Origin of the sequence: Geosporobacter ferrireducens, assembly GCF_001750685.1 — a bacterium.
Taxonomy (GTDB): domain Bacteria; phylum Bacillota; class Clostridia; order Peptostreptococcales; family Thermotaleaceae; genus Geosporobacter; species Geosporobacter ferrireducens.
In genome coordinates, this window is record NZ_CP017269.1 from 5,012,616 (window position 1) to 5,036,122 (window position 23,507).

The window sequence follows — 23,507 nt, forward strand, 5'->3', positions numbered from 1 at the left end:
GAAAAATCATGAGGAGGGATGGAGCTATGGTAAAGAAAAGAGATATTGTTGAGGCGAAAATTGAAGATTTAGAATTTCCATCCAAAGGAATTGCACGAATTGATGGGAAAAAGCTATTCGTAAAAAATACAGTACCCGGCCAATTGGTTCGCGTAAATATCAGTAAGGTGAAGGATGATTATGCGGAAGGAAAATTGATAGAGGTATTAGAAAGATCGCCACAGGAGGTAGAATCTTTCTGTGAGCATTTTGGAAGCTGTGGAGGATGTGCTCATCAAACATTGCCCTACGAAGCGCAGTTAGAAATGAAAGCAAATTTGGTGTATAGGCTTCTAGAGGATGCAGGGATCAGGGATTATCAATTCTTAGGCATCGAGGGAAGTCCAGAGACATTTGCTTATCGAAACAAGATGGAATATTCTTTTGGGGATGAGGAAAAGGGTGGAGAGATCACACTGGGAATGCACAAAAAAGGGAAGTTTCATGATGTAGTGACTGTTGATCGGTGCCGCATTGCTGATGAGGATTTTAATCTGATTTTGCGCACGATTCTTCATTATTTTCGTGAGAAAAAAATACCTCTTTATAATAATAAGACACATATAGGCTATCTGCGACATCTGGTAGTCCGAAAGGCGAAGAAGACAAAAGAGATATTGGTCAACCTGGTAACGTCTACACAGCAGCAGGTAGATATGACAGAGCTAGTGGAACTGCTTAAGCAGCAGAATTATGAGGGAAGGCTTGTAGGCTTTTTACATACCTTTAATGATGGGGTTTCTGATGTAGTTATCAGTGATCGAACCGATACTCTTTGGGGACAAGATTATTTTACTGAAGAAATACTTGGATTGTGTTTCCAGATTTCTGCTTTCTCTTTTTTCCAGACGAATTCTATAGGCGCAGAAAAATTGTATAGTCTGGTAATGGATTTTATGGGAGCAGCAGCAGATAAAACAGTATTTGATTTGTACTGCGGAACAGGTACTATTGGGCAAATTGCAGCAAAAAAAGCCAAAAAGGTTATTGGTATTGAGATTGTGGAAGAAGCAGTGGCTGCAGCAAATCGAAATGCAAGGTTAAACGGATTGGATAATTGTGTTTTTATTGCAGGAGATGTATTGAAAAAGATTGATGAATTAAAGGAAAAACCGGATATTATTATATTAGATCCGCCACGGGCCGGGATTCATCCGAAGGCATTAAAAAAGATATTAGATTATAAAGCAGCGGAAATCATTTATGTTTCTTGTAATCCTAAGACTTTAGCAGAAAATTTGAAAGATATGCAGCAGGCAGGGTACCGTGTGGAGAAGGTGAAGTGTATGGATATGTTCCCGCATACATCGCATGTTGAGACGGTAGTATTGATGTCAAGGGTGAAGGTAAATACGATGTTTTAGGGATAAAAAACTTTATAAATAAAGGGTTTCCGTGATTTGAGATCTGGTTTCAAGCCGGCAGGATAATCACGGATATTTGTTTTGCGGGAACTTATCCAAGATAGGCAGGCTAGATGATTAAGAAGATGATATGGATATTGATGTGGTGAGTTGACACGATTGCTGGCAAAGACGTGGTGAGTTGATAAGATGACTAACGAAATCAGCATAGGTGTCGTTGGTGAAAAGAATTCGAAGTAACTCTCCTAAGAATGATAATAATAAAATAAAGGGTTCCTGACATTGCATCTTTAGTGTCATTGTTTTTACCATGATGCTAATACCAGGAAACCCTTATTTTTTTTCGTGGGGACTTATCAACTACTATGAAATCAATGATGTGAAGCTGACATGATATATGAAGAGATTAATCCTCTCTCACAGCATCCTCATCGAAAATTCTATCAAGCTCTTCATTTGAGGTAATACCCCTAACCTTCTTTCTAATGGTTGTTTTTTCCATATCAAGTCGATAGAAATGCTCGCGACCATCAACACCTTTTTTTAGCCTAATGAGCTGAATCCTACCAAATTTATCCCAGTGTTTTTCTGCAAACTTTGCTAAACCAACTGCTTTAGGGTAATTGTCTTTACGACTAGGGTCATGTGGTTCAAGAATATCAAAAATGTAACCGTCTGTATCAACTCTTACTACTACCAAATCTGGGAACATGGAAGTGGTGACACCGTTAACTTCATATGGAATTTCAAGGGACCACTTTTTACGATCAAGATTACGCAACCAGCAGATAGCTCCATTTTTAAGCTCTTCATCAAGCAATCCACTTTCCCATTTATTTAGTGTTGTTTGGAATGTACCATCTTCATTACAGTAGAGGTGTTGTTCAAACTTTACACTATCTTCTGGCAGATAAAAATCGATTGAATCTGGCATTATCCATGGAACAGAAATAGGTTGTACTGAAGCGTTGATTAATCTTTCGTAGCTTGTTTTACGAGCTTCATTCAATTTTGCAATAGAGCGTTTGTTATGTTCATACAGTTTGATAAACTCTTTCTCAGCCAAATCATTTATTCTTTCCATTGCATCTGTATCGTTAGTAAGAACTATGATTTCAACTTTTACATCAATATGATCTCTACTACTATTCTTAATCCAGTATTCTTTGTGCAACCCTTCACCTAAAATCTTTCCGGACTGTTCAAAATGACGGGAAATATCAAAATCTGACACTGTCATAGTCTGTGAGGACTCATCAAAAGAATAGGCGTTGTCACCATAGTCAAATGTCAGCGTTCCAAGCGAAAAGCCAGTGATTGCAGCTACTCGGTTTTCAAAAAGACCACTTTCTTTGAGCTTTGTGATTTCTTCCTGCATTTTTAATAACACTGCGTTTTTTACAGTCTTCTGAGATTCTAAATCGATACCATCCATAGTTAGAGCACGAGAAATCTGTATCAATAATTTTAAAGGTGCTTGCTTACGAGTTGAATCTATCCTGTAAGTGATAAGATTATCCATCGCATCAAATACGTCTGTATAAGCCAAGTTTCTCCCTAATGTTACAAGTTCTTTGTTGGTCCCAGTTTCAGTTGGCATAATAGCTTCACTATCACGTAGAGCCTTGACAACATTTTCAACCGTTTTTTCATCAAAGTATGGAAGGAATAAGCTGACGCTGTTAAGTTCAGCATCGGAAGATATCCTTCTAGCTAAAGGAGTACGAATAACTCTCCCTAATAATTGAGCAATGTAAGTATAATCCTGTGCACTCCTGAATGACATCATTGTTTCGGCACGTGGACAGTCCCATCCTGTAGAGAGGTTCATTTTAAAGAATACAACCATTACGTTTTCTTCGTCATTTATTCTAGATGCTTCTATTTGTTGTATTTCAATGTCGCGCACTTTAAGTGTACCGCGGTCATTAAATGTATGAACAACCTCGCCAGGTTGTAATTTTCGTCCTATAGACTCTTCTAATAAATCAATACAAGTTCCTAAGTCTGTATGAGTTGCTTCACGCTCATTGCCATCCTCAACCTGAATAACAAGAATAGGATTTACCATTTTCTCGTCTTCACTCTCACAATAGGATTTCCAATGAACACATTTCTTTCGCCAATTTTCTACTGCTCCTTTGAACATTGTCATATCGGCACTTAATTGAATATCAGGATAGTGTATGATAATTCTATCTTTCAAGAGACCGGATTCGCGCACTTGCTCGGGTGGGACGATGACTTTCTGGACCGTTGATGTTGTTCCAGCAATCAAATTATCAAACCTCTGTGGTGTTGCTGTTACACCGATTACTAAAGGCATAATGCAAAGTCCGTCTTCTTTACTGCCTTTAATAAATTTTTGCATTATAGATTGTGCCTTGTTTTCAGCTTGAACAGATGTATAGGTGCCTCTATGAGCCTCATCAATAACTACATAAAACTTTTTAGGACTACGCTTCGCAGTATTAGTAAGTGTTTCCCATATTGAATATTGTCGTATATCTGAAGTTCCTGTAAGCAGTTTATCAGAACCAAGTTTCTGAGTATTTAAAAAGTAAATGCAGCCACCTTCAAAATATTCAGCATTAAAGGTTGAATCAATAGTTACCAGATCTCGAACACGGATTTTGTCCGACTTACTTTCGATCTTCAGTCTAGTTTGTTCATTGAGTTCGGGTGAATCTGAGAGCCAAATAAAAACGGAATCTGGATCTCCAATGCTGTCGGCACTACCATATAATAAATCTTCAAAGAGTGTTGTCATAATAATGGTTTTTCCTGAACCTGTGGGAGCGGAAAAGGATATAATCTGTGGGTCACGTTCACTCCACATTAAGTGTGCTTTATTGATTTTGTCGTGTAGCTCTGTAAGGGCCGTTTCCTGAAAAGGAAATAATATATCTCTCATTTATGAATCCCTCCTGCTTCCCAACACAAAGTTATCGATATAATCACGATAAAGTTGGTGTGTGTTATTTATTTTTACTCCAGCTGTCATTTCACGGAAAGCTTCCTCGGAGTTAGTAACGAAGTACACCACTTGGATGTTATTCTCTTCAGAGAGCTTTTCGGTAAACTCAGCAAATTTTGTCTCATCAACCAGGATAGCAAAACCATTTTGAGGTAAAATTAGCATGTCTGGCACTTCATTATTATTTATTTCAGGTCTTTTTCCAATTGCACCAGACTTAAGCCATAATAACGGCAATATTTCGCTAAACTGTTGTCCTAATGAAACACTATTTTTATCTAGGAAATCTAGTTTGAAGTATTCTGCATTGGCAGGAAAGCCTTCGTTCATTGGACGCTTAATTTGTGATGTTATATTTATGAGGCCGAGCAAGTCTGAAACCTTCGATTTAATGCTCTTGAATACTGCTGCTTCTTTTTCAATAATGTAAAAGTCTATGATATGGTCTTGGCCTTCCAGAGCATCCAACCATTCATCAACAGCATTTGCATCAAAAAGAATCGATGCTGTATGTTTATCAGAAACAATGAATTTACTATCCGATTTTACCAACGTTTGTGGTAGTTGTGTTTTTCCTTCTTTGCTGCGAAGCAAAGAAACAAGCTGCTTTTTGGTAGTTTTCGTTAGAACTTCAAAGTCTTCAGCAAAGCTAAGTTGATAGAATGAACGTTCAACTTCCTTTGTTTCAGTCAGGGTTGTAATGTAATCACCTGTCAAAATCGTACCATCGTCACGCTTGCCAAGGATGCTATATTTTGTCCTCGGCCAAGTTACTGCTCGGCAAATTCCTTGTTTTTCCCAATCAGGATCACCTGGCTGATAGCCGCTTCTTTGTAAATTTCGAGCCTCATCAACTGAAACTTCATTGTTGGTAACTAGTATGCATCGCCTGTGACCGCTGTCTTCAGCATTCAAAAGATTAACAGCGTGGAGAGTCGTACCACTTCCAGCAAAGAAATCAACAATGAGAGCATTAGGGTTATCTTTAATTACCACACCAAGCGCATCATGGACCGCATAAAGTGATTTAGGGAAAGAAAATGTATTAGGCTTATTGAGTATACTTGTAATCATGTCAGTTCCATATGTTCCCGCATTATGAGAATTTCGGTACCAAACGGTCCGAACGAGTTGATTTGTCTCACCAGCATATTCCACCTCAACGGCTCCAGTAACATTGTTGCGTCCAGTTATGATTATCTCTCCACGTTCGATCTGTTCGCGTTGTTTTTTAAACAAATATTTAATAGGCCATGTTTTTCGCTTAGCATCGAATTTCCCAACAGAAACATATCCAAGCTCTATCATCTTATTTAAAGTGTCATTGCTCATTGACCATCGGCCTTCCGATAAATCAGTTCGAACGGGCCATGCGGCTTTATATCCATCTATAGTAGCATCGTAATCAGGATGTTCTCCTAATGGTAAAACATCCCCAGCCTTGACAACCCGGTTATTTTCTTCATCAATTAATATTGGATAGTATAAATTAGGTGAATCTTGCCTATATGAATCACTGCCTCGTCTAAGCAAAGATGCCCATGTTACCTTTTTTGAAAAAGCATCGTTTTCTCCAAGCATTCTATCGAACCAACTTGAAATATTCGCCAGTGGCATAAAAACATAAATGATATACTCTTCAACTCGAGCGAAATGTCCTTGTGATACGCCCTTATAATTAATTACGTCGGTTACCATTTGAATATGAGCTTCAGGGAAAAGCTCCTCAAGTAAAGTGCGAAGATGATGAACTTCGTGTTCATCGATAGTAACAATCAATATACCTGTATCAGGGTTTAATATTCTTCTAGCGATTTTTAATCTTTTTTGCATCATTGAAAGCCATTTGCTATGGCGCCAGTTATCACTAGAATCTACGTAATCATTATTGTATTTCCAATCCCGTGCACCTGTGTTGTATGGTGGATCAATATAAATACAATCGACCTTCTTAGGGTAGAGATATTCCAGTAACTGAAGGGCATGGTAATTATCTGCTTCAATGATTGAATGCCATGAATCATTATCAGGAGCATTTTCTACAGAATCAATTGGCTGAAGAGTAGGAAATATCGGTTCTCCAAACTGAGCAACTGAAACTAACTCCATAAGCGGGGAGTTCAATATATCTCCTGTTGTTTTGTTACGGCAAATTGCAGAATTACCCTCTAATTTTATTACTGTATATACATCATTAATGTGACCAGTTTTTAACGCAACTGTCGAACCGCGTTTGATAGGAACGTCGTAAAGAGGAGTACATTCTGGGATATGGTCCTCAAATACAAGTCCAAATTTTTTATTTTTTGAAATACGTGTAAATTCCTGTTCCAAGCGGTTACGCAAGGAAGTGTCCGGAATTTGACGCAATAAATCATCAATTGCAGCCATTTTTTAAAATCCTCCTATATTTAATCGTTCGATTCGTACTTACTCCACGAACGACCAAAAAGTTCATTTCCGTCAGATAAACGTAATATTGCAGTTTCTTCTAAAATTCTATGTGCATTCTCGGTTGTAGAATCAGCTTTATCAAAAGCAATAAAAACTTGGCGTTTGGTAGACTGATAACGTTCCAATATATGTTCCAAGTGAACATCTTCAATACGTTTGAGAATGTTTGAGTCGTGGATGATAGCAGGAACTGGACGTAATTCAAGAATACTCAAATCATAAACAACTAGACTTTTGAAGGCAGTTCCTTCACTTGTGTTGCCAGGAGTCTCAAAAATAATATCTTTTTGAGGAGAGATATATAAAAGAGGAGCAGTTTCTTGCTTTTCAGTTACTACCCTATTAATTAATTCCATCCTAGAATTAATATCGTCTTGAATCTCACCTATTTTTTCAGATTGTTGCAACAGTAGCTTTTCTAATTTTTGTTCTGCTTCAGCTCGAGCATCTTGTAGCTCTTTTTGATGAACCAACTCTGATGTTTCTTCTTCGAGTCTATCAATGCTCTTAGATACATTAACGCACTGGGAAAGCACTCTCTCAGACATTTCCTTTGCTATGCCGGACTCTTCAATTTTCTTATTTAGACGATTTATTTCCTTATCGTACTCTTGGATTAGTGGTTGCAGTCGGTTTATTTCCTGATCCATTTCTTCACCTAAAATTTCTCTAATTCTTACATGAAAATGCTCTATCTCTGCAAATGCTTTTATATTAGCATTTGGAAAGAAGTTAGCTAAGGAATTAAATTCACTTTCAGTATTGGCCTTGCTATCAGGGATATTGCTCAAAATAGCATTGAGTTCTGATTGCAGGCGATTGCGCTTGCGAATAAAACTATTCAAATCTTTTTGAACTGCTGATACCCTTTCAAATGTTTGTGTGTCAAAACCAAACATTGCCAATTGAGCTTCCTCACTGTTTTTCATCAGCTTTTGAAGCCTCTTTTTTAATGACTCAATTGCCTTTTTATTACTTTCTATTTTTTCAATGTCCACTTTCTGGCGCTGACGATTTTTTAGTTGTGAAGCTTTAATTCCAAGTTCTTCTTCCATACTTTTGATAGCTATAAGAATTTTGTAATGCCCAAAAAGTTTTAATAGAAAATCTACAGCCTTTTCATCTTGTTCACGAGGCTTCACTAACAATGGATATTTTTCAAGAGTGTTTTCGCGCCCGTAAATACGGAAAAAACGCTCTGTAATATCTGAAAACGAAAGAGCTGGAAGGCTTATTTTATATTCCTGAAATAAAAACCTTCGGTAATCTTCAAGGGACAATTTTGCTATAAAATGATGCTCTTTATCACTTTGATAAACATTTTTAGGATCATCAGTGCTTCTATAAAAATAGTATGGTTGACCATCAAACTCAAATTTGAAGTAAATTGTATGAGAGCCTATTTCTTTCTTTATATCTCCAGTCAGGGAGCAATAGCTTTCACCGCCGAATACATAATCTATAATCCATAGAAATGTAGATTTTCCAATTGCATTGCTTCCACCTGTACTTCCTAGAACTGTATTCAGGCCTGAGTTGAAATAAATAGTATGATGGTCTGGAGCAAACTTATCGCATTTAATCTCTTTCAACATAGCGAAGTAGCCTCCCTTCCTCAATTAATTCAATTTCTCCTAATGCAAATAAGCAATCTAATGCACTTAGAAAATCAGCCATGTCATATTTTCTTGACTTGGTTTTTTCGAATAGCTCTTTAGGTGACATATCCTGCTGTGCCAATTCCTCAAGAATGTCAGGGAAAAGAGCAATAATGCTTTTTGCATAGGGTGTTACTTTATTTGGTAATCTCATCGAACACCTCACACCTTTGTACGAAGTAGGAGATTATGATCTCACAAGCTTCTCTATATTTTCGTCCGGTCTTTTCGAATAATGTCTCAACAAGTAGATTATAAATAGCACTTTGGGATAATTGTGATTCGTTTGCATCTTCGTACATTCGTTTGACGTTTTTTGCAAACTTATCGACGTTTAGCTTGTTTTCTCCTGCCAACCGATCTAGTGCATCGTTAACTCCTTGATACAACCGCCGAACATCAAAAAGCACCCTTTCTTTCAAACGTTTCTCAACGATTTTTTTCTCAACTTTCACAGGCTGTATTTTTAGTTGTGTGCCATCTGTAACATCCATCAAATCGACTTCACGGAGCACCTGTTCAATTTGCTTTTCTATTGTATATCTTGATGTCGCTTCTCTCGCGACTACAAGAGTTTCTAAATCATGCTTTTCAGATATTAGAGCTATTTTTTCTTCCAGAGAGGCATTTTGTATTTCCCGTTCACAGTCAACACAAAGAACAACTTCATCAGTTTCAGAAAGGCGGACGATCTTAGCATAATTAACATCGTTGCCTTCTTTTTTTATGCCTAAAACTCTACTGCATTTTTGACATTTGCCCCCAGTTTCAGTTAAGAGAACTAAAGCGCGAGTGTTAATTGAAATTTCGTTTGCGGTTTCATAAGAGAAATTACTATATGTTGAAATGAAACTTATCTTGTCTTTTTCATCATTAAAGGACTGTATGTACTCATCAGTAACTTCCTTTACGCTATCTTCACAATTCCTGTTTTCAACATTTTGCACAGTGTAAAGAAATATTCCAGCGAGAAAATCTTCCAAGACAAATGCATCACGACTCGATATGGTTTCTTTTGTCATACCGTTAACTTTTTCAATGATTGTGTCAGGTTCAATTGCATTATCTGATGCAATGATGTCTTTCAAGGCAAGAACGATTAAGCTCCTTTTGTTGCTGTCCAACATTTGAAGGATATTCTGCTTAAAGAACTCTGAAACATCCTGAGGGTCGGCTGATAAAGCAGCATCAGTTACAATACGTGAAAGATTTTTCTTGCCCTTTACTAAGTCAGAAGTAGTTCCATCATCGCTACGAACATCATAAGTAGACGCAACAGAAAGCAGCAAGGTACCGCACAACCACTTTTGTGTAATGCTCTTTGTTTTGCAATTTTTTAAAATTGTTGCCAAAGTACCAAAGCATAGCTTTTTCATACATGCGTCTCCTCTCAATAGATTTAATTAGTTGGAAGTATCATCGTCCACGTAATCGACAATGTCGCCAATGTTGACATTAAGAGCTTTACATATTCTTCCTAGCACATCCATACTTACTGGCAAATCTTTGCTCATTTTTGCTAACGTAGTCGACGTTAAATTTGTTTTCGCCATTAAATCTTTTTTCATCATTTTTTTATCAATTAAGAGCTTCCATAATTTGTTATAACTAAAAGCCATTTTAAATCGCCTCCAAGCACAATTGGATGGTAACCAAGACGTGTCTTTACTATTATAGCAATTTACTAAGCGAATTACAATCATATATCTAAAAACGCTTACTAGAACTTTATAAATACTTAGTTTTATCTTGTTTTGAGGATTAGGTAAATATTTGAGGAGTCTCAGCGGAGTGTCAGAGGAGTCTCAGCTGAGGATTTTAGGAACTCTAGCTATTAAAATTTAAATAGATGGTAAGACAAGCTGATTTCTAGGAAAGACATCTGTAAATGGAAAAGTCTGATAGCTTACCAACTATGAAAAATATCATATGCCCGATTTTCATCAAAGGTATATCGAGGAAAAGGAAGGAGGGAAAAGAAATGGCAAAACGTAATACACGCCAAACATCCAAGAAAGTTGCTTCAAAGGCAAGTAAAATTCTCAACGATGGACGTTACAGCAAAAATTCTAAATCAGTTGCTGGCAGTGCTTTAAGTCAAACGAGACTAAGCAAAAAGAAATAGTTTCAGTGATAGGCAGAGACAGATTTGAATAATCAGCCTGCCTATCTTCCTCAAAGGTAGTAATCAGTAAAGAGCATTTATCGCTCAACCAAAATAAATCTCAAAGTCCTAGTGCGCATACGGACGGCGGGATGCATAAGAGTTCAGAACACAGTGATAAAGACTGTGTTTGGAATGAAGATGCACCCACCGTAATTTCGTGTGCCCTTATTTAGGACAAGCGGAGTCTGTGGTCATCTTCATCACAGGCTCTTTTTGTATTCCGCCGCCTGATGCCAGGACGGAAAGGAATACTTTATGAAGATTCGAGTTTTATATGAAGACAACATCAAAAATGGTCACAAGAACTACACCACAATTGAAATTCCAGATGGAGATTACAGCGTTATGCTGGACATTGACTATGAGCAACGTCTTGCAGAGGCAAAGCCTGAAAAGAAAGCAGAAGTTAAGCGTTGTGAGACTTTACAGGAAATGTTCGAACTAATGAATTCCAAAGAATACAACCACTGGCGCCGCTATCATAGGCATCTTGGCAATCCGAAGACACCTTATCGTAAAGATGATCAGGCTGAAGATGAAACAGATGTTATGGATACATTTGCAGATAACTCTCAAGAAATAGAGCGTTCTAACCAATACGAGTACGAGGATGTTTGTAAATGGATACGCAAGGTACTCGGTAAAAAAGAAGATTGGGCGGATATGTTTATCGCAGTTCGCATAGACGGTATGTCAATCCGCGAATATGCCAGCTCCATAGGTGCTGATGAAAACAACATTACTCAGAAGTTAAAACGAGCAACAAAAAAATTGGAACAAGAATATAAAAATCGTCAGATTTGACCTTCTCCCAAGGCTACCAGGTAGGAGGTCAAGACCTCCAAAAAAATTTAAGGAGGTAATTCTGATGAGAGAATTAATACCTAAAGATCAATATGGTGTGTTTGCCGACACCAAAGATACGGCAAGAGTGGATAGTTTGTTTGTAGCAGAGTTCTTTGAGAAGGAACATAAAAATGTTCTGCGTGACATTGCTAAAATCACTGACCCCAAATCTGGGTTAAGCACAGAATTTGCTCAGCTCAATTTTGAGCCGACCTCATACACGGATGGTTGGAACAGAAAGCAAAAGGCTTATGCCATGACTCGTGATGGATTCACTATGTTGGTTATGGGATATACAGGGCAGAAAGCAATGAAGTTCAAAGAGTTATACATCAAACGCTTTAATGAAATGGAGCAGTTCATTAAAACTCTTGTTTCGGCTCGTAAGGAGTTCCCTTTACTGACAGACAACATTAAGTTACTTCATGAAAATCCAAAGCCATATCACTTCAGTAATGAATGCGATATGTTAAATCGCATCGTTATTGGAATGACGGCAAAGCAGTTTAGATTAGCAAATGGAATTGCAAAAGGAAAAAGCATTCGACCTTACTTATCTGATGAGCAGATTACGATGCTAGACACATTACAAAAAGTAGATGTTGGTTTGTTAGTTGCTGTCCCAGATTATGGGCAGCGCAAGCGTTACCTGGAATGGTACAAAACCAAAATAGAGAAGAATTAAGGAGGGCTCTTACTATGTTTTATGTGAAAGAAAGATTGAATGATTCCATGGAGATATCCATTGAAATAACAGATGAAAATGTTTTTTGCCGCTGCCCGATGTGTGCTGTTGAAGTAATGGTGGATATTGCAGAAATCCTAGGTGATGGTGAAAGTGATTTATTTGGTACTGCAATATATTGTAGCGAATGTAGTAAAAAAATTAGAGCCGGAGGTAGCTGTGATGAACATAAATAAATTCAATGCTGAAGGATACTATGACCCTACTCCGCATGAAGCACTAACTAATATAGTAAAAAAGGAAAAGGCAGCGTCAAAACCTGCCTTCCGTCCTTTGGTTTATATATGTGCCCCTTTTCACGGAGCTGTTAAGGAAAATGTATTAAAAGCCACTCAGTTTGCAGAATTTGCTTTCGATCGTGGATGTATCCCGCTGACTCCGCACCTTCTATTCCCTTTCATGGATGACAGTAATGAGAAAGAACGTGATCTTGCTATTTTCATGGACATCATCCTTATGGGCAAGTGCCAGGAAGTCTGGGTGCTCGGTGATGTCATCTCAAAAGGCATGAGTATTGAAATTGAAAAGGCAAAGAAACGTAGACAACCGGTCAGATATTTCAATAAGGATTTTGAGGAGGTAGAGGCTTTATGAAAAAAATAAAGGCAATACAGGCAAGATTTGAACATGGACAAAGACCTCGTTTGAAAGGAGGTCTTTAAGTTGAGAAAATTAGCCATTGCTTATGGGAATAGCCGACAGGCAAAGAAGTGGGTCAACAAAGAAATCACTTTTGATGCGCTAAAAGATAGATTGAAGACTCCAATTAGGACCACGGAATCAGCTGAAGAATATGCCAAGTTCAGTAAAGGTCAAAAGGATATTGCAAAAGACCATGGTGGCTTTGTTGCAGGTGTATTAAAAGGTGGTCGCAGAAAAAACGATACTGTGGAACTTCGATCAATGATTGCTTTAGATGGTGACAAAATTAATAAAGAATTTCTTGAAAACTATGAATCGAAAGCTGCATATACCTCTGTTCTTTATTCAACCCATAGTAGCACAGAAGAAAATCCACGGGTGCGTCTTATTTTTCCCCTAACAAGAGATGTAACCTCAGAGGAATTTGTAGCAGTTTCAAGATATTTAGCACAGATGCTTGGCATGGATTATTTCGATGAATGCTCCTATCTACCAAACCAGCTGATGTACTGGCCAAGCACTCCATCTAACGGAAAATTTGTATATAAGGAAGTAGACAAAACTTGGCTTAATCCAGATGATATTTTAATAGCCCATCCCGAATGGACTGATCCTACAAGACTTCCGACTTCATCTAGGGAGAGCAAGGCAAATACAGTTTCGCATGAGAAGGTACAGGACCCTATTGCGAAGGAGGGTGTTGTGGGCCTTTTTAATAGAGTTTACTTTCCTATCACAAAGGCAATCGATGGGTTTTTATCAGACGTCTACGAGCCTACAGAAAATGAGGACCGCTACCATTTTATAGAGTCAAGCAGTATGGCGGGTGTTGAAATTAAAGATGGTGGCAAGTTCGTCTACAGCCATCATGCAAAGGACCCGGCATACCTTAAATTATGTAATGCCTTTGATATCGTTCGTATCCATAAATTTGGTGATGAGGATGATAAGAAGTCCTTTAAGAATATGTGTGATTTTGTCATGAAAATTGATGAGGTAAAAGTCTTTGCTACCAATGAAAAACTTGCAGAAGCTGAAGTGGATTTTACTGATAGTGGAGATGATTGGAAATCAAGACTTAGGTATCAGCCTAGATCAAGTTTACTTGAAAACAGTGTATACAACTTAAACCTTATTCTTAATCATGACCCTGATTTCAAGAACTTTGCATATAACGAGCTATCGAACCGTATCCAGGTCACAGGGCCTCTTCCGTGGGAAAGGCCAGAAGGTAACGTGTTTTGGAGAGATGCCGACACAGCCCAGCTTAAGTCCATTATGGATATTCGCTACCTTCCGTTTTCAAGCAGAAACCACGATGTTGCATTTACTAAGGTTGCTGATGATAGAAGATTCCATCCTATAAGGGATTACCTTGATTCCCTTCCTGCCTGGGATGGAGTAAAGCGTGTGGAGGATATTTTTATCAAATATCTCCAGGCAGATGATACCGAGTATATACGCACAGTGACTAGGAAGACCTTTGCAGCGGCTGTTGCACGGATATATGTTCCTGGAATTAAGTTTGACTGTGTTCCTGTGCTTGATGGTGATCAGGGTATTGGGAAAAGCACCATCATTAAAGACCTTGTAACAGCAGATTTCTATTCTGAAACTCTATCCCTTACCGATATGGATGATAAATCTGGTGCTGAAAAACTGCAGGGATTCTGGGTGGTTGAAATTGGAGAACTTGCTGGAATGAAAAAAGCTGACATTGAAAAAGTGAAAGCGTTCCTCTCTACCTCAGATGATAAATATAGACCATCCTATGGCAGAGTTGTTGAAAGCCATCCCAGACAATGCATTGTCATTGCAACGGTAAATGGAGAGCGAGGATATTTACGTGACATCACAGGAAACCGCCGCTTTTGGATTATTAAGGTACATCAGAAAAAGCAGAAGAAGACCTGGAATTTTACAGAGGAATATAGGCAGCAGTTCTGGGCCGAAGCTAAAGAAATATGGAAATCGGGTGAAAAACTGTACCTAGAGGGTGATATTTTAGAGGAGGCTGAAAAAGCACAGAAAGGTGCGATGGAGGCTGATGAGCGTGTTGGTATGGTTGAAGAATACCTAAATACTCTACTTCCAGATGATTGGGATAGTATGGACTTATTTGCCCGTAGGAATTACCTAAGCGGTAGCGAATTTGGTGGAGCCAAGCATACAGGTACTGTTGCACGAACATCTGTAAGCAATGCGGAAATTTGGTGTGAATGCTTTAATCGTAGTCTCCCAGAATTAAAGACTACCGACAGTTATCAGATTGCAGCACTTATGTCTCAGATTGCCGGTTGGGAACGAACCAGCAGTATTAAGCGTTTGCCGATTTATGGTAGACAGCGACTATATCATTATGGCGGATAGAGAACACAAGAATGCGACACAACACAACTTTTTCCCTTATATTCAAAATGCTTTTTCTTAAAAGTAGATAGAAAATAACTGTGAGCGTATACGCGCGTTAGTAAATATAGGGGAATGGTTGTGATTTTGTGTTTCTTGTGTCAGATGGGAGGATATTATGCAAGAAAAATATATAGAGAAAAAACTTGTAGCAGCAGTTAAAGACATGGGAGGTATTGCACTGAAATTTGTAAGTCCTGGAGTTGATGGTGTGCCAGACCGCATTGTACTACTTCCTATGGGGAAAATGGCATTTGTTGAATGTAAAGCAACGGGAAAAAAGATGCGTCCTATACAAGAAAAAAGAAAGAAACAACTGGAGGCATTAGGTTTTTCGGTCTATTGCTTAGACAGTGTAGAGCAGATTGGAGGGGTGCTTGATGAAATCAAAAATAAAATGTGATTGGTGTGAAAAAGAAATTTCAAGATACCCATCACAAATAAAAAAGCATAACTTCTGTAGCCGTAAGTGCTTGGCTGACTTTAGCAACAAAAATAAGAATCCTAATGGATACTCAAAATTGAAAAATTATGAATCGATGTCAAAAAACATGATTGAAATAAATAAGAAACTTAACCCTACAAGGATGACTAATGAAACAAGACAAAAGCTTAGAAATGCCCGTTTAAACTGTGGGAACGGAGTTACTTATTCAAAATACTACGGAGTACATGAACATCGAGTCGTTGCAGAAAAAATATTAGGGAGATCCCTCCGTATGGAAGAAGTTGTTCATCATATTGATGGAAACAAACGTAACAACGATGAGTGTAATTTGATTATTTTGCCCTCACAGTCAGAACACGCAAAACTACACTTAAGGGATCGTGCATTTTGGGAAGGAGGTGATGCCGAATGAAGTTCATACCACATGATTATCAGCAGTATGCAATTGATTTTATTGAGAGCAAGCCAATATCTGCAATATTCCTTGATATGGGCTTAGGTTAGGAAAAACAGCAATTACTCTCACAGCATTGTTTGATTTATGCCTTGATAAATTCGAAATAAGAAAGGTCTTGGTCATTGCGCCACTTCGAGTAGCAAGAGATACTTGGCCTTCTGAAATTAAAAAGTGGGAGCATTTGAAAGGTCTATCCTATTCTGTAGCGGTTGGAACAGAAAAAGAAAGAATCGATGCTCTTATGACAAGATCAACAATATATATCATCAATCGTGAAAATGTGGATTGGCTTGTTAACAAGAGTGGCATTCCTTTTGATTTTGATATGGTGGTCATTGATGAGTTGTCATCCTTTAAATCCTATGGTGCAAAGCGGTTTAAAAGTCTACTAAAAGTAAGGCCATCTGTTAATAGAATTGTAGGTCTTACGGGAACTCCATCGAGTAATGGATTAATGGACTTATGGGCAGAGTTTCGCATTCTAGACTTAGGTCAAAGACTTGGAAGATATATCACTCACTACCGTAATACTTACTTCACTCCAGATAAACGTAATGCACAAATCATATTTTCATATAAACCACTGCCTGGTGCTGAGGACAAAATTTATAAGCAGATATCTGATATTACGATTTCCATGAAATCCATAGACTATCTTAAAATGCCTGAATGCATTGTAAATGAAGTGGCTGTTTCTCTGAATGAAAAGGAATGGAACATATATTCTAAATTTAAAGATGATATGGTCACGAAATTAGGTGATGAGGAGATTGATGCAGTTAATGCTGCTGTGCTTTCAGGAAAACTTCTACAGATGGCGAACGGTGCTGTCTATGATAGTGAAAACAAGACACATATCATCCATGACAAAAAACTTGATGCACTGGAAGATTTAATTGAAGGTGCAAATGGCAAACCTGTCCTTGTTGCATATTGGTTCAAACATGATTTAGAGAGAATTAAGAATAGATTTTCGGTGAGGCAAATAAAAGCATCGAAGGATATTGAAGATTGGAATGAGGGCAATATCCCTATCGCTGTGATCCATCCAGCAAGTGCAGGACATGGTCTTAATCTTCAAAGCGGTGGTTCGACACTTATTTGGTTTGGACTCACCTGGTCTTTAGAATTATATCAACAAACCAATGCCAGACTTTATAGGCAAGGTCAAAACGAGACGGTTATTATCCATCACATAATTACCAAGGGTACTATTGATGAAGATGTAATGACTGCTCTTACAAAAAAAGAAGAAACACAAGCCTCTCTTATTGATGCTGTAAAGGCAAAGTTGGAGGTGATGCGATGACCACACCTTATGAAAACTTAGCCAATGCTATCATTTTAATGGCAGTTAAGGATTATAGGTCTGCGTTAAAGAAACTTAAAAAGCGTCCAAACTATGAGCCGGCTAAAATAATGAAAAACGAGGTGGAGAGGTTCTTCCGCTCTGATTGGTATAGAGAACTTACCTCTGTTGATGGGAACATCCTAATCAAAAAATTAAAATCGGAGGTAAGAGAGATATGAAAGTAAAGGAATATTTACACCAAGCTTACAGGCTTGATAAAAGAATACAATCAGACATCGAAGAAATGGAATCCTTAAGAGAAATGGCAACAAGTGTATCATCACCAAGTTGGGATGAAAAAGTTCAAACCTCACAAAATGCCGATGCCAGGTTTGTAAGGTGTTTGGAGCGGATTATGGATTTGGAAAGAAAAATAAACACGGAAGTAGATAATCTTGTAGCACTCAAGGAGCAGATAAGGCGTGTTATAAACGAAGTTCCAGACACTGATGAGCGCATGGTATTACGGTATCGGTATGTTCATAACCTAACCTGGGAGCAAATTGGCGATGAACTTAATGCCGATAGAACAACAGTCTACAGATGGCATAATGCAGCTCTTAACCATGTAACTCTTCCTAAAGATCCTATTAAAATATAGCTTGCACAACTTGCAACACTTTGCAACAAGATACCACTATTGCATTTGTGTTAGTATATAATCAGCAAAATAGAATATTTACCAAGCCTTGTGGGAATTCCTCGCAGGGCTTTTTCTATGCCCGGAAAGCGAGGTGAAATGATGCCCAAAAGACCAAAGCGACCGTGCAGTACCCCAGGTTGTCCTAACCTAACCGATGGAAGGTACTGTGAGGAACATAGAGTAGTAGAGCGCAGGCGCTACGATAAATTTGAACGTTCACCGGATGTCAATAAAAAGTACGGTAGAGCCTGGAAGAGAATCCGTGACAGATATGCCAGGGAACATCCTTTGTGTGAGATGTGCGAGGAAAACGGACGGCTTACCTCAGCTGAAGAAGTACATCACATCCTCCCCATTTCTTTAGGCGGTACGCATGACAAAAGTAATTTGATGTCTTTATGTAAGTCCTGCCACAACAAGATACATTTAGAACTTGGTGATAGACAGATTCGTAAGTGAGCCAGGGGCGGGTCAAATCTCTACACCTTTTATAGCGGACAACGGCCTGGGGTCTTGCGTGTAAAAATCAGAAATCAAAGGGGGTATTAAAGACTTTTAGAAAAGTGAGGTGGAAAAATGGCAAAGGACGGTACAGCAAGAGGTGGCCAGCGTGTTGGCGCAGGAAGAAAATCAAAAGCTCTAACAGATAAAATTGCTGATGGCAGATTAAAAGGGGCGGGGGTACTGCCAGAGCCAGCAGAAATGGAAGGCACCGATGTTCCTCCAGTAAAAGATTATCTAAAGGCGGCTCAGAAAAACGGTAAAGACCTCTGTGCAGAAGATATTTATATAGAAACCTATAAATGGTTAAAAGATCGTAGCTGCGAAATGTTAGTAAACAACCAGCTGATCGAGCAATATGCCATGAGCGTTTCTCGTTGGATTCAGTGCGAGGAGTGTATTTCAGAATATGGATTTCTTGCAAAGCATCCTACTACATCAGCAGCCATAGCATCACCGTATGTTGCTATGAGCCGTGAATACATGAAACAAGTAAATCAGTGTTGGTATCAGATATACCAGATTGTAAAAGAAAACTGCTCTGTAGAGTTTGGTGGCAGAAGTCCACAAGATGATTTAATGGAGCGGTTACTATCTGCTAGGAAAGGAAAATGATAATGAAAAAATATAGAACTTGTGAAAGTGTATGTAAAGGTCATCCCGATAAATTGTGTGACCTAATCTCTGACAGCATCTTAGATGCGTGTTTGAGAAATGATAAATCCTCTCGTGTGGCCTGCGAGGTGATGGCAACCAAAGGACGTATCATTGTTGCCGGTGAGATTACCTGTTCAAAGAAAATTGATATCAAACGAGTAGTTCGTAATGTTCTAACTGATGTCGGCTACAATCCAAGAAAGTTTCTCGTGTTTGTCCATGTACATCAGCAAAGCAAAGATATCGCTGGTGGTGTTGATAGAGCCATGGAATCCCGTGAAGGCGATACCTCCTGGTATTCCATGCTAGGTGCAGGAGATCAAGGCACAGTTTATGGTTATGCCACCAATGAAACAAGTGAGAAGTTGCCGTTACCCCTTGTTTTATCTCACGCTATCTGTGAAAAACTGGATAAAGTTATGAAGAGTGGTGTTATTAAAAACATCGGTCCAGATGGAAAGGCACAAGTTACAGTAGAGTATAAAGATGATAAGCCAAAGCGGATCAAGACCATTGTTGTTTCCGTTCAGCACGGTGCTGATAAAGACTTAAATGATTTAAGGAATGAAATCATCTCTCAGGTGCTTTGGCCTGTCTTTGAAAAATATCCATTTGATGATGAAACGGAGATACTCATTAATCCAAGCGGGCGCTTTGTGGAAGGTGGACCTGCCGCTGATACGGGGTTAACCGGAAGAAAAATAATGGTGGACACATACGGCGGCATTGCATCCCACGGTGGTGGTGCTTTTTCTGGTAAAGACCCGACAAAAGTGGATCGCAGTGGTGCTTATATGGCAAGAGCCATCGCAAAGAACATTATTTGGTGTGGGTATGCAGAACGATGCCAGGTTGCCATTTCTTATGCGATTGGAAAAGCAGATCCGGTTGCTGTGGAGATTGATACATTTGGAACAGGCAAAGTTGCTGAAAGTATCCTTTGTAGTGCGGTTCAAGAAGTATTTAATCTTAGACCTGCGGCAATTATCGAAAAGTTAAGGCTGACCGATGTCATTTATGCGGATACTGCTGCCTACGGTCATTTCAGATATGGATTGCATACTTGGGAGTTTTTAGATTGCTATAAAGAACTAAGGGAGGCGGTAAAAAGGTATGTTGATTGAAAAAAAGAATACAAAAGACCTGCTTCCTGCTAAATACAATCCTCGTAAAGATTTAAAGCCAGGTGATGCAGAGTATGAAAAGCTGAAACGCTCGATTGAGCAGTTTGGATATGTGGAGCCGGTTATCTGGAATAAGGTGACAGGCAATGTAGTAGGTGGCCATCAAAGACTTAAAGTACTCATTGATATGGGTATATCAGAAGTTGAATGCGTCATCGTTGAGATGGATGAGGAAAAGGAAAAAGCCCTCAATATCGCTCTAAATAAAATTAGCGGTGATTGGGATAAGGATAAGCTTGCCCTCTTGATTGCTGATTTACAAGGTGCAGATTTTGATGTCTCGCTTACTGGATTTGATCCTAAAGAACTGGATGACTTATTTAAAGATACCATTAAGGATGGAATTCACGATGATGACTTTGATGTGGATGAAGAATTAAAAAAGCCCTCAATCAGCAAGTTTGGTGACATATGGACATTAGGTAGGCACAGGCTGGTATGTGGTGACTCCACAAAAAAAGAAACCTATGATCTGCTGATGAATAAAAACAAGGCAAATTTGTGTGTAACAGACCCTCCCTACAACGTAAATTATGAAGGCTCTGCAGGGAAAATCAAAAATGATCATATGACAAATGATGCCTTTTATCAATTCCTCTTAGATGCCTTTATCAATATTGAAGAAGCATTAGCAGACGATGCATCCATCTATGTATTTCATGCCGACACCGAAGGGTTTAATTTTAGAAAAGCCTTCTCGGATGCCGGTTTTTATTTATCCGGGTGCTGTATATGGAAAAAGGACTCCCTTGTACTTGGGCGTTCACCATATCAATGGCAACACGAACCAGTGCTTTATGGCTGGAAGAAAAAAGGAAGACATCAATGGTATACGGGAAGAAAAGAAACTACCATATGGGAATTTGATAAGCCAAAGAGAAATGGTGATCATCCTACGATGAAGCCGATTCCTCTTCTTGCCTATCCTATTTTGAATTCCTCTATGAGTAACACAATTGTACTCGATCCCTTTGGAGGAAGTGGAAGTACATTAATTGCTTGTGAGCAGTCAGAGCGTGTTTGCTACACAGTGGAACTGGATGAGAAATTCTGTGATGTTATTGTAAAACGCTATATTGAGCAAGTCGGAACTTCAAAAGAAGTAAGTGTTCAAAGGGACGGACTCACTTATAAATACGATGAATTGGAGGTAGCCAATGAATAAACTGACCCTAGGCAGTCTTTTTGACGGCTCGGGCGGTTTTCCTTTAGGCGGTTTAATTTCCGGTATTACCCCAGTATGGGCATCGGAAATTGAACCGTTTCCTATTAGGGTGACAACCAAAAGGCTGCCTTTTAACAAACATTATGGAGATATTTCTTGCATGGATGGCAGCAAGATAGAGCCAGTAGATATCATTACCTTTGGCTCCCCTTGCCAAGATTTATCCATAGCAGGTAAGCGTGATGGCTTGGATGGGAAACGTTCAAGTCTTTTTTATGAAGCCATCCGAATCGTAAAAGAAATGAGGTGTGCTACAGATGGCAAAAAGCCAAGATATATTGTCTGGGAAAACGTGCCTGGAGCGTTCTCATCAAACAAAGGAGAAGATTTCAGATGTGTCCTTGAAGGCATCTGCCACATCGAAAATGAAACCATATCAATTCCTAAAACTGATAAATGGAAACAAGCAGGAAGTATCGTGGGAGATCATTTCTCCCTTGCCTGGCGAGTGCTGGATGCTCAATACTGGGGAGTTCCCCAACGAAGAAAACGAATCTTCCTTGTCGCAGATTTTGCAGGTGGGGGTGCCGGAGAAATACTATTTAAGTCAGAAGGCTTGTCTGGGTATTCTAAGGAGAGCATCCGCTCGTGGCAAGGTACTGCCAGCTATATTGCAGACAGCACTGGAGAGGCAGGCACAATCTGCTTAAATGACCAGGGCGGTAATCGTATGGATGTGACAAAGGATATCACTTGTACCCTACGTGCTAAGTCAAATCATCCACCTTGTGTTATGGACTCGGCTGTTTTTGATAATCACGGAAAGGATACTCGTTTTAGTGGGCCGATTGATGTTGCACCAACTATTTCTGCTACTTATGGAACAGGCGGCAACAATCAGCCATTTGTTGTGGAAAATCCTAAGACCTACGATGTGCGATTTACCTCAGAAGGAACAATCAATGCACGTTCAAATGTCTATGAAAGTGATACAGCAAGAACCATTGATACGTCTGGCAATGCTCCGGATAGCAATCAAGGTGGTATTGCTGTGGTAGAAAGTTATGCCTTGCAAGGCTCTATGATAGGCAGAGATGACAAGAATGGACCACGAGGTGATGGTGTTAATGAGGAAGTCAGCTTTACTTTAAATACTGTAGATAAACATGCTGTCGTTTATGCGATTGATAGGGAGTCTTTCAACTGTGGTCAAAATTATGCTAGAAATCTTGGAATTACAGAAGATGGGATAAGTTCAACACTGAATGCACAGGGTCCTAGTGCAGTGGCAACCCCTACCTACTCATCAAGTAAGGCATCATTTTTTACAAATGCCGAGAAAGAACTTGCTAATACTTTAGTTGCCACAGATTACAAAGATCCACCGCTTATTAATGGTAATGACGGTATAGAATACACAGTCAGAAGGCTGACACCAACAGAGTGTGCAAGGTTGCAGGGTTTCCCCGATTGGTGGTGTAGTGATTTAGGGATAGAAAACCCAACGATGGATGACCTTCGCACCTGGTATGACATATTTGAAACACACCGTAAAGTGACCGGCGGTTATACAAAAGCAAAGACACTAAAGCAAATATCTAAGTGGCTAAAGAATCCGCATTCTGATTCTGCTGAATATAAGATGTGGGGCAACGGAGTAGCCCTTCCCAATGTATGTTTTGTGCTGTCAGGCATTGTCTGGTATACACAATTAGAAGGAAATACTTAATCCATATTTCTATTCTGAATTAGCGATAAAAAGCTTGATAAATAAGTGTTTTAGAGTGATATATGTACATA

23 protein-coding genes are annotated in these 23,507 nt (G+C 39.0%); 17 read left to right on the forward strand and 6 right to left on the reverse strand.

Annotated features, from left to right (window positions below):
• Window positions 1-26 precede the first annotated feature (26 nt).
• Window positions 27-1,403, forward strand: a complete 1,377-nt coding sequence (gene rlmD / locus Gferi_RS23455; RefSeq protein ID WP_069980552.1) for a 23S rRNA (uracil(1939)-C(5))-methyltransferase RlmD — start codon at window positions 27-29, stop codon at window positions 1,401-1,403.
• Between the two features lie 406 nt (window positions 1,404-1,809).
• Here rlmD and Gferi_RS23460 read toward each other — a convergent pair whose 3' ends face one another.
• From Gferi_RS23460 to Gferi_RS23485, 6 genes are read right to left on the reverse strand one after another with little or no spacing between them, the layout of a single operon-like run.
• The gene (locus Gferi_RS23460; protein ID WP_069980553.1) at window positions 1,810-4,317 is read right to left on the reverse strand and encodes a DEAD/DEAH box helicase; all 2,508 of its coding nucleotides are present in this window, start codon (window positions 4,315-4,317) and stop codon (window positions 1,810-1,812) included.
• Window positions 4,318-6,771, reverse strand: coding sequence for a site-specific DNA-methyltransferase (locus Gferi_RS23465; protein ID WP_069980554.1), 2,454 nt, complete (start codon window positions 6,769-6,771; stop codon window positions 4,318-4,320). It abuts the gene before it with no gap.
• A gap of 20 nt (window positions 6,772-6,791) precedes the next feature.
• A complete protein-coding gene (locus tag Gferi_RS23470) occupies window positions 6,792-8,429 on the reverse strand; it encodes a DUF2326 domain-containing protein (protein ID WP_069980555.1) in 1,638 nt (545 codons plus the stop codon).
• Window positions 8,413-8,646, reverse strand: a complete 234-nt coding sequence (locus tag Gferi_RS23475; RefSeq protein ID WP_069980556.1) for an ABC-three component system middle component 7 — start codon at window positions 8,644-8,646, stop codon at window positions 8,413-8,415. Before Gferi_RS23475 ends, Gferi_RS23470 begins: the two co-directional genes overlap by 17 nt.
• A complete protein-coding gene (locus tag Gferi_RS23480) occupies window positions 8,630-9,868 on the reverse strand; it encodes an ABC-three component system protein (RefSeq protein WP_069980557.1) in 1,239 nt (412 codons plus the stop codon). Before Gferi_RS23480 ends, Gferi_RS23475 begins: the two co-directional genes overlap by 17 nt.
• A 27-nt stretch (window positions 9,869-9,895) precedes the next feature.
• Window positions 9,896-10,111, reverse strand: a complete 216-nt coding sequence (locus tag Gferi_RS23485; protein WP_069980558.1) for a helix-turn-helix domain-containing protein — start codon at window positions 10,109-10,111, stop codon at window positions 9,896-9,898.
• Window positions 10,112-10,473: 362 nt separating this feature from the next.
• Between Gferi_RS23485 and Gferi_RS28560 the strand changes: the two genes are divergently transcribed.
• The 16 genes from Gferi_RS28560 (at window position 10,474) to dcm (ending at window position 23,436) form a co-directional block, all read left to right on the forward strand.
• Window positions 10,474-10,617: a hypothetical protein gene (locus Gferi_RS28560; RefSeq protein WP_169833029.1), complete on the forward strand. Its 144-nt coding sequence runs from the start codon at window positions 10,474-10,476 to the stop codon at window positions 10,615-10,617.
• A 297-nt stretch (window positions 10,618-10,914) separates the two neighbouring features.
• Window positions 10,915-11,463: an RNA polymerase sigma factor gene (locus tag Gferi_RS23490; RefSeq protein WP_069980559.1), complete on the forward strand. Its 549-nt coding sequence runs from the start codon at window positions 10,915-10,917 to the stop codon at window positions 11,461-11,463.
• 64 nt (window positions 11,464-11,527) lie between these two features.
• Window positions 11,528-12,190: a Rha family transcriptional regulator gene (locus tag Gferi_RS23495; RefSeq protein ID WP_069980560.1), complete on the forward strand. Its 663-nt coding sequence runs from the start codon at window positions 11,528-11,530 to the stop codon at window positions 12,188-12,190.
• Window positions 12,191-12,204: 14 nt separating this feature from the next.
• Window positions 12,205-12,426 (forward strand): hypothetical protein, encoded by a 222-nt coding sequence (locus Gferi_RS23500; protein WP_069980561.1) that lies wholly within the window; start codon window positions 12,205-12,207, stop codon window positions 12,424-12,426.
• Window positions 12,413-12,844 carry a DUF7768 domain-containing protein gene (locus Gferi_RS23505; RefSeq protein WP_069980562.1) on the forward strand — a complete coding sequence of 144 codons (432 nt, stop codon included), beginning with the start codon at window positions 12,413-12,415 and terminating at the stop codon, window positions 12,842-12,844. Before Gferi_RS23500 ends, Gferi_RS23505 begins: the two co-directional genes overlap by 14 nt.
• 69 nt (window positions 12,845-12,913) lie before the next feature.
• Entirely contained in the window at window positions 12,914-15,262 is a 2,349-nt protein-coding gene (locus tag Gferi_RS23510; protein ID WP_069980563.1) for a virulence-associated E family protein, read from the forward strand.
• Between the two features lie 157 nt (window positions 15,263-15,419).
• Window positions 15,420-15,704 (forward strand): VRR-NUC domain-containing protein, encoded by a 285-nt coding sequence (locus tag Gferi_RS23515; protein ID WP_069980564.1) that lies wholly within the window; start codon window positions 15,420-15,422, stop codon window positions 15,702-15,704.
• The gene (locus Gferi_RS23520) at window positions 15,682-16,161 is read left to right on the forward strand and encodes an HNH endonuclease (protein WP_069980565.1); all 480 of its coding nucleotides are present in this window, start codon (window positions 15,682-15,684) and stop codon (window positions 16,159-16,161) included. The genes Gferi_RS23515 and Gferi_RS23520 overlap by 23 nt, the downstream gene beginning before the upstream one ends.
• 118 nt (window positions 16,162-16,279) lie before the next feature.
• Window positions 16,280-17,515 (forward strand): DEAD/DEAH box helicase, encoded by a 1,236-nt coding sequence (locus tag Gferi_RS23525; protein ID WP_330389492.1) that lies wholly within the window; start codon window positions 16,280-16,282, stop codon window positions 17,513-17,515.
• A complete protein-coding gene (locus tag Gferi_RS23530; protein WP_069980566.1) occupies window positions 17,512-17,736 on the forward strand; it encodes a hypothetical protein in 225 nt (74 codons plus the stop codon). The genes Gferi_RS23525 and Gferi_RS23530 overlap by 4 nt, the downstream gene beginning before the upstream one ends.
• The gene (locus Gferi_RS23535) at window positions 17,733-18,158 is read left to right on the forward strand and encodes a DUF1492 domain-containing protein (RefSeq protein WP_069980567.1); all 426 of its coding nucleotides are present in this window, start codon (window positions 17,733-17,735) and stop codon (window positions 18,156-18,158) included. The genes Gferi_RS23530 and Gferi_RS23535 overlap by 4 nt, the downstream gene beginning before the upstream one ends.
• Window positions 18,159-18,275: 117 nt before the next feature.
• Window positions 18,276-18,659: an HNH endonuclease gene (locus Gferi_RS27795; RefSeq protein ID WP_330389493.1), complete on the forward strand. Its 384-nt coding sequence runs from the start codon at window positions 18,276-18,278 to the stop codon at window positions 18,657-18,659.
• A gap of 117 nt (window positions 18,660-18,776) precedes the next feature.
• Window positions 18,777-19,316: a P27 family phage terminase small subunit gene (locus tag Gferi_RS23540; RefSeq protein WP_069980568.1), complete on the forward strand. Its 540-nt coding sequence runs from the start codon at window positions 18,777-18,779 to the stop codon at window positions 19,314-19,316.
• Window positions 19,317-19,318: 2 nt separating this feature from the next.
• Window positions 19,319-20,482 carry a methionine adenosyltransferase gene (metK, locus tag Gferi_RS23545; RefSeq protein ID WP_069980569.1) on the forward strand — a complete coding sequence of 388 codons (1,164 nt, stop codon included), beginning with the start codon at window positions 19,319-19,321 and terminating at the stop codon, window positions 20,480-20,482.
• A complete protein-coding gene (locus Gferi_RS23550) occupies window positions 20,472-21,707 on the forward strand; it encodes a site-specific DNA-methyltransferase (RefSeq protein WP_069980570.1) in 1,236 nt (411 codons plus the stop codon). Before metK ends, Gferi_RS23550 begins: the two co-directional genes overlap by 11 nt.
• Window positions 21,700-23,436: a DNA (cytosine-5-)-methyltransferase gene (gene dcm, locus Gferi_RS23555; protein ID WP_069980571.1), complete on the forward strand. Its 1,737-nt coding sequence runs from the start codon at window positions 21,700-21,702 to the stop codon at window positions 23,434-23,436. Before Gferi_RS23550 ends, dcm begins: the two co-directional genes overlap by 8 nt.
• The last annotated feature ends 71 nt before the right edge of the window (window positions 23,437-23,507 follow it).